The organism is uncultured Negativicoccus sp. (assembly GCF_902480485.1).
GTDB classification, from domain to species: domain Bacteria; phylum Bacillota; class Negativicutes; order Veillonellales; family Negativicoccaceae; genus Negativicoccus; species Negativicoccus succinicivorans.
The window spans coordinates 1-7,522 of the sequence record NZ_CABSTC010000057.1 but is presented as its reverse complement, the minus strand read 5'-3'; the positions used below and the strand labels follow the sequence as shown (position 1 = coordinate 7,522).

At 55.9% G+C, this 7,522-nt stretch carries 7 protein-coding genes; 3 read left to right on the top strand and 4 right to left on the bottom strand.

Features of this window, described 5'->3' with window-relative positions; genetic code table 11:
- Positions 1–767 (bottom strand): transglycosylase domain-containing protein (locus RDN69_RS05315; RefSeq protein ID WP_288218331.1); only part of this gene is annotated, 767 nt, incomplete at its 3' end.
- 153 nt (positions 768–920) lie between these two features.
- Between RDN69_RS05315 and RDN69_RS05310 the strand changes: the two genes are divergently transcribed.
- Together RDN69_RS05310 and argH are read left to right on the top strand one after the other, a co-directional pair.
- On the top strand, positions 921–2,159 hold the full coding sequence (locus tag RDN69_RS05310; RefSeq protein ID WP_273259484.1) for an argininosuccinate synthase: 1,239 nt from the start codon (positions 921–923) through the stop codon (positions 2,157–2,159).
- Complete coding sequence (gene argH / locus RDN69_RS05305) at positions 2,156–3,580, top strand: argininosuccinate lyase (RefSeq protein WP_273259485.1); 1,425 nt, start codon at positions 2,156–2,158, stop codon at positions 3,578–3,580. The genes RDN69_RS05310 and argH overlap by 4 nt, the downstream gene beginning before the upstream one ends.
- Positions 3,581–3,610: 30 nt before the next feature.
- Here the strand turns inward: argH and RDN69_RS05300 are convergent, their stop codons facing one another.
- Positions 3,611–4,186: a hypothetical protein gene (locus RDN69_RS05300; protein WP_024048459.1), complete on the bottom strand. Its 576-nt coding sequence runs from the start codon at positions 4,184–4,186 to the stop codon at positions 3,611–3,613.
- Positions 4,187–4,359: 173 nt separating this feature from the next.
- Here RDN69_RS05300 and RDN69_RS05295 point away from each other — a divergent pair, with 173 nt between their 5' ends.
- Entirely contained in the window at positions 4,360–5,301 is a 942-nt protein-coding gene (locus RDN69_RS05295) for an SDR family NAD(P)-dependent oxidoreductase (protein WP_273259486.1), read from the top strand.
- 24 nt (positions 5,302–5,325) lie between these two features.
- Here RDN69_RS05295 and RDN69_RS05290 read toward each other — a convergent pair whose 3' ends face one another.
- Entirely contained in the window at positions 5,326–5,907 is a 582-nt protein-coding gene (locus tag RDN69_RS05290; protein WP_273259487.1) for an RNA polymerase sigma factor, read from the bottom strand.
- 230 nt (positions 5,908–6,137) lie between these two features.
- The coding region (locus RDN69_RS05285; protein WP_288218330.1) for a TRAP transporter permease at positions 6,138–7,522 on the bottom strand (1,385 nt) is incomplete at its 5' end.

Genomic DNA, 7,522 nt, shown 5'->3' with positions numbered 1-7,522 from the left:
GTCGCATCGGCGAGATGCAAATCCGCCGCGTACAACAGTTTCGCTTCCGCGGGGCTCAACATGCCCTGTTCGGTCATCGCGTCAAGCACTTGGCGCTGGCGGGCCTTCGCGTTTTCAAAATGGGCCAGCGGATTATAGGCGCTCGGCGCTTGCGGTAAACCGGCCAAAACGGTGCATTGCGCCGGCGTAAGATCGCGAGCGTCGCAATGGAAATAGGTCAGCGCGGCCGCCTGCAAACCGTACGCGCCGGCGCCGTAGTAAATGGTATTTAAATACAACTCCAAAATTTCTTCCTTACTGTACACGCGTTCCAGACGGCTTGCGAGCAACATCTCCTGCGTCTTGCGCAACCACGTGCGATCGTGCGAGAGAAACAAATTTTTCACGGTTTGTTGTGAAATCGTACTGCCGCCCTGCAGCGTCTCACCCGCCTGATAATTAGCGACGAGCGCTCGCGCGACGCCGATTAAATCAATGGCGCCGTGAGTGTAAAAACGTTTGTCTTCCGTCGCGATGATCGCCTGTTTCAGCGTCGTCGGAATTTCCTCGGCGGGCACGAAAGTCGATCGGTCGATCATGCCCTCAACGGCGGCGTGCGGATCGTACAGTTGCTGCCCGAACGAGATCGGATCCGCATCCCGCATCGCGTCGGCGGTCGACGTCACGCCCTCTTTGAGCGTGCCGAATGGCGCCGCCGGATCGTCAGGCGGAGCCGACCACCACCACCAACCGCCCAGCATAAGTGCAATCACTAATATAAAGCGCATAAAATCTCCTTTTCTATTGCTATTATACAATTATACAATAGAATAAAAATACGCATGCAGACAAATATAAAAAGGTTGAAATATTATTCATGGTGACGTATAATTATAACAATATTTCAAATGCTCTTACCGCAAACCAAAGGAGGAAGTTCTATGTCAGACGTAAAAAAAGTAGTGCTTGCCTATTCGGGCGGGTTGGATACATCGGTGATCATTCCCTGGTTGAAAGAAAATTACCAATGCGAAGTCATCGCGGTCTGCGCCAATCTCGGCCAGCCGGAAAATTTTGACGCCATTGAAAAAAAGGCGCTGAAAAGCGGTGCGTCGAAAGCGTTTGTTTTGGATCTGCGTCAGGAATTTTTGGAAGAGTACGTATGGAAGGTGCTGCAAGCGGGCGCGGTGTACGAAGGCAAATACCTGCTCGGCACTTCCTTCGCGCGGCCGATCATCGCCAAAGCGCTGGTCGATATCGCCAAACAGGAAGGCGCCGACGCGGTGGCGCACGGCGCGACGGGCAAAGGCAACGACCAGGTACGGTTCGAATTGACGGTGAAAGCGCTCGCGCCGAACCTCACCATTATCGCGCCGTGGCGTTTGTGGGATATTAAGTCGCGGGAAGACGCGATCGCTTACGCGGAACAACATCAGGTGCCGATCAACATGTACGCGAGCGACGATCCGGCGAAACCGAAACAGCCGTACCCGTACAGCATGGACTGGAACATTTGGCATTTATCGCATGAAGGCGCCGATTTGGAAAATCCGGCGAACGCGCCGCATGATGATATGTACATGGTGACTTGCGATCCGACCAAAGCGCCGGACGAAGTGACGGAAATCACGCTGGGTTTTGTGGAAGGCGTGCCGAAAACTCTGAACGGCAAAGAACTTTCGGCCGTCGAAATGATCACCGAGTTAAATAAAATCGGCGCGGCCAACGGTATCGGCATCGCGGATATCGTCGAAAACCGTCTCGTCGGCATGAAGTCGCGCGGCGTGTATGAAAATCCGGGCGGCGCGATTTTGTTCTACGCGCATCGCGAGTTGGAATACCTCTGCCTTGATCGCGCGACCTACCATTTCAAAGAACAGGCGAACGTGCGCTATGCGGAACTTGTGTACGACGGCATGTGGTATTCGCCGCTGCGCGAAGCCTTGCAGGCATTCGTGACGGAAACGCAGAAAACAGTGACGGGCGAAGTCGGCTTGAAATTGTACAAGGGCAATATCATGAGCAACGGCGCGAAATCGCCGTACTCCCTCTACAGTGAAGAATTCGTCACGTTCGGCGCGGACGAAGTGTACAATCAGGCGGACGCGGAAGGTTTCATCAACCTGTTCGGTTTGCCGCTCAAAATTCGCGCGCTGATGCAGCAAAAGGAGCAAAAATGAAATTGTGGGGCGGCCGCTTTCAGGAAGAAACGGCACCGGAGGTAGAAGCGTTTAACGCTTCGATTCCATTTGATAAAAAGTTGTACCGCGAAGATATCGCAGGCTCGATCGCGCATGCGCAAATGCTTGCCGCGAACGGGATCATCAGTGAAGACGACGCGGCGCAAATCAAAGACGGCCTGTTGAAAATTTTAACATCGATTGAAAACGGCGAATTCACTTTTTCGATCGGTCTGGAAGATATTCACATGAATATCGAAAGCGCGCTGACGGAGGCGATCGGCGATGCGGGCAAACGCTTGCACACCGCGCGCAGCCGTAACGATCAGGTCGCGCTCGATATGCATTTGTACATGCGGCGCGCGATTGTGGAAACGGGTGAGGCGCTGCTGGCGCTTCTGAAAACGCTCAAAGAAGTCGCGACAGAATACCAGGACGTCATCTTGCCGGGGTACACGCATTTGCAAAGGGCGCAACCCATTTTGCTCGCGCAACATCTCATGGCGTACTTCCATATGCTGGCGCGCGATTTCCGTCGGCTTGAAGGTTGCTGGCAGAGCGCGGATATCATGCCGCTCGGCGCGGGCGCGCTCGCGGGCACGACGTATCCGACGCAGCCGGAAATGGTCCGCGACGCGCTCGGTTTCAAAGCGCTCTACGCCAACAGCATGGACGCGGTCAGCGATCGCGACTATTTGCTCGAATATCTCGCCATGGCCTCGATTGCCATGATGCATTTGTCGCGCCTTTCGGAAGAAATCATTTTGTGGGCGTCGTCCGAGTATCGTTTCATCGAACTTTCCGACGCGTTTACCACCGGCTCATCCATTATGCCGCAAAAGAAAAATCCGGACGTGAGTGAACTCGTGCGCGGTAAAACCGGCCGTGTTTACGGTCATTTCATTGCGCTGGCGACGGTCATGAAAGGCTTGCCGCTCGCGTACAATAAAGACTTACAGGAAGATAAGGAAGGCGTGTTTGACACGGTCGCGACGCTTGGCTTCGCGCTGCGCGTCTACGCCGATATGCTGCGTTCAATGAAGGTCAATCGGGAACGGATGCGCGCCGTGTTGGACGACGATTTTTCCAACGCGACCGACATGGCGGATTACCTCGCCAAACGCGGCGTGCCGTTCCGCGAAGCGCACGCGATCGTGGGCAAAGCGGTGCATTACTGCATTGAAAACAATAAAGTGTTGACCGATCTGACGCTTTCGGAATTCAAAACATGGAGTCCGGCGTTCGATGAGGATATTTTGGACGCGATTTCGATCGAAGCGTGCATTGCCGCGCGCGATACGCACGGCGGCACGGCGCCGGCGCGCGTGGCGCGGCAACTCGAAGGCGCCGCCAAGTTGCTCGCCGTGTACGAAAAAATCCAGGCGGAACGCGCCGAGAAAGCGACATTGCCGCTCGCGTAAACAAAAAAGACTGTCCGCGGACAGTCTTTTTTAGTGCGGAAAATGCGGCGGCTCCGCTTTTTCCTGCGGGCGACACAAAATCTGCAACGCTTCGGCCAGACGCAAGGCGACGGGGTAGAGCGGATGGGCGGCCGGTTGCGGTAAAAACGCCAGCGCTTCTTCCAAATGGCGCCGCACCGTCGCAGGTTGCCAATACACCGTCAAGCGCGCGCCGCCGTGCAACAGTACGGACGCTTCATGGGCGTCGGCGCCGCTTTCCACCTGTTTCACGCAAAGCACATTGATGTAACCGATCGTCGCATCGCGCGGACATTTCGGGCGGCGCACTTTCAGCGGCACGAGCACCGTCGGCGGCAGCACGAGCGGACGGTACAACGCGCGTTTTTGAAATACGCCGCGTAACAATCGCGGACTGGTGGCTTGGCGCTTGGTCATGCGGCGCAGCCAGGTCGTCAGCGTGACGGCGAGATCTTCCTCGGCGCCGTCCGGATAGTATACGCGCACGCAATCGCCGGCGTCAGTATAGACGGGACACGCCGCGGCGATAGCCTCCGGACGTTCCGAGAGCGGCGCGTCCATAGAATCAAAAATGGACAAATCAATCACGAAATCCTTTCCCAAACAAACCGAACATATGTTCTATTCGTATGGTAGCAAGTTATGCGTGACGCGTCAATGCGCAAAAATATTTATGGGATTTTTTCGGCAAAAGAAAATCGGTTTCCGTTTGACACGGTCCGCGCTTTTGCGGATAATAAAAGCAACGCAAAGGAGGAAACATGTCTACTATTTTATTGACCGGCGGCGCGGGCTTCATCGGTTCGCATATCGCCGAAACATATACACGAAAAGGTTGGCGCGTGGCGATTGTCGATGATTTTTCATCCGGCACGATGGAAAACCTCGCGGCTATCAAAGACGATCCCAATGTCACGATTTATCATGCGGATATTCGCGATCGTGAAAACTTGCGCGATATTTTTGCCGAAGTGCGCCCCGATGTGGTGAACCATCACGCGGCGCAAAAGTCCGTGGCCGATTCCGTCACGGATCCTCTTCATGATCTCGATATCAACGGCCGCGGCTGGCTGAACGTGTTGCTGGCGGCGGGGGAATACGGCGTGAAAAATATCATTTACGTCTCGTCCGGCGGCGCGCTTTCCAAAATCATCGAAGGCGATGAAAAATCGCAGGAAATCGACCCGCCGCAGTTGATTTCTCCGTACGCCATTCACAAGTACGCGGGCGAGCAGTATTTGGCGAATTACCAGGAAAAATACGGCTACGAGTACACGATTTTACGTTACGCGAATGTGTACGGACCGCGGCAGATTCCCGACGGAGAATGCGGCGTGATCCCGATTTTTGTGAATAATGTGCGCGCCGATCGTCCTTCCGTTCTCTTTACGTATCCCGATATGCCGCGCGGTTGCTCGCGCGATTACGTGCATGTCGATGACGTGGTGCGGGCGAATGTCATGGCGCAGGAAAAGCCGGCGAATGAGCCGGTCAACATCGGTTCAGGAGAAGAAATTTATATTCTCGATATCTATGAAAAAATTTGCGACGTGTTCGGCTCTGACGCGCCGATCGCGATCGAAGGACCGCGCGAAGGCGATATTCGCCGTTCCGTTTTGGCGGCCGATCGCGCCCGCGCGCTTTGGGGTTGGCGGCCGCAAGTGACGTGGCAGGAAGGCTTACAGTCACTGAAAAATGAATAAAAAAACGGCCGCAAGGCCGTTTTTTTATGGTTTGTCCGGCGCGTACGCGGCGAGTTTTCGACGCAACGCGTCAAGCGCCCGACGTTTGAGCGCACTGATCGCTTGCGGTGTGCAATGGAGTTCTCGCGCGAGTTCGCCGCGCGTTTGTTGTCTGAAGAATAAACCGTAAATCACGCGGCGCTGGCGTTGCGGCAAGGTGAGGAGCGCGGCATGCAACGCGCGATAGAGTTGGTTTCTGTCGTACGTCGCGTCCGGTTGTTCGCGCGGCGGTGCGGAAAGCGGCAAAGTATCCGTGTCGCCGCCGTTTTCCCGTTGCTCCGTGTGGGCGTGTTTCGCGCAGGCATTCCAGGCGGCGTAACGTAGCTGCGCTTTTAAGTATCCCGCCACCGGCACGCCGCGACTTTTATCGTAGCGGCCGACGGCTTCCCAAAAAGCGAAGCGAATGACGGCGAGCAATTCATCGCGATCGCGCGTGAAAAAGGTTCGCGCCGTCGCGTGGATAAGCGGCAGGTAGCGGCGGTACAATACGGTCGCGGCGATCGCATCGCCGTCTTGCGCCGCGGTCATCAGGTCGATGTCGTTCGCGGTCAGATATGAAGTTTCCATGTTGTCTCATTTCCGAGGCCTCTTGTTTTTTGCGCATGTCTACTGTAACGCGCGGGCATGCCGCGGCGCAAAAACCGAGCCGGCGCGGGCAATGAGCACTGCCGCGTAAGCAAAACATACTCCGAAGCGAGTTGTCGCGACTCGTCAAAAAAACACTTCAGACACTGTGCACCGCCTGATTTTTCGGCAACAAAAAAAGACGCTCGAGCGAGCGTCTTTTTTTGTTTATTTTAGGCATTTACCTGTTTGCGACCGCGTTGCCATTGCAGGAAGAACAGAGCGGCGAGGAGAACGATGCCGATGATGTCGGTCGTTGCCCCCGTATCGATCATGCACAGACCGCCGATTATGAAGAGAATGCGTTCCCATGCTTTCTCTTTGACGACGAAGTGACCGATCATCGCGGAGCTGATCGCGACCATGCCGATGATGGAAGTGAGCAGCACCATGAGAATTTTAGGAATCGTCGTATCAATCATCAACATCGCGGGGGAGTTGACGAAAATATACGGAATCAGGAACGCGGCGATCGCGAGCTTCGAAGCCTGCACGCCGGTGCGCAACGCGTTACCGCCCGCAATCGCCGAACCCGCGTACGCGGCCAGCGCGACCGGAGGCGTCACGTCGGCGACAATGCCGAAGTAAAAGACGAACATATGCGCCGCGAGTACCGGTACGCCGAGTTGTACCAGCGCCGGCGCGGCAATCGTCGAAGTAATGACGTAGTTCGCCGTCGTCGGGACACCCATGCCCAAGACGAGCGAAGTCAGCATCGTGAAGAAAAGCACGGCGAGGAAAACGCCGCCCGAGAGATCGATCAAGGCGGAGGCCATCTTCAAACCGATACCGGTTTTGGTGACCACGCCGATGATAATACCTGCCGCCGCGCACGCCGCGAGCACGGAAAGCATGTTGCGCGCGCCGTCGATCAGACCCTGCACAACTTCAATGAATGAGAGCCGCGTGTTTTTGCGGAGCATCGCCGCCGCGACCGTCAGGAAAATACCGATCAACGCGGCGCGCATCGGCGTATAGCCGCTGACCAAAAGACCGATGATAACGACCAGCGGTAATGCCAAGTGACCACGCTCACGGAAGATCACGCCGAATTTCGGCAGACTTTCCCGCGGCAAGCCTTGCAGATTTTCCCGCCGCGCTTCGAAATGAACGCCGAGCCAAATACCGAGGAAGTATAAAATCGCCGGGATTGTCGCCGCTTTGACGACTTCCATGTACGGTACGCCGACAAATTCCGCCATCAGGAACGCCGCCGCGCCCATGATCGGCGGCATCAACTGCCCGCCGGTGGAAGCAGCCGCCTCGACCGCGCCGGCGAAGTCGCGGTGGTAGCCGAGTTTTTTCATCATCGGGATCGTAAATGAACCGGTTCCGGCGACGTTGGCGACGGACGAGCCCGATACCGTGCCCATCAAGCCGCTCGACAGCACGGCGACTTTCGCCGGACCGCCGCGCGCCCAGCCGGCGACGGCATTCGCCAAATCAATAAAGAAGTGACCGAGCCCCGTCGACTCCAAATAGGCGCCGAACAAAATAAAGAGAAAAATAAAAGTACTCGAAACGCCCAACGGAATCCCGAAAATACCTTCGGTCGTAA

Coding starts and splice junctions, on each gene's coding strand:
- argH (WP_273259485.1), top strand. CDS start 2,156: ATGAAATTGTGGGGCGGCCGCTTTCAGGAAGAAACGGCACCGGAGGTA.
- RDN69_RS05290 (WP_273259487.1), bottom strand. CDS start 5,907: ATGGAAACTTCATATCTGACCGCGAACGACATCGACCTGATGACCGCG.
- RDN69_RS05295 (WP_273259486.1), top strand. CDS start 4,360: ATGTCTACTATTTTATTGACCGGCGGCGCGGGCTTCATCGGTTCGCAT.
- RDN69_RS05310 (WP_273259484.1), top strand. CDS start 921: ATGTCAGACGTAAAAAAAGTAGTGCTTGCCTATTCGGGCGGGTTGGAT.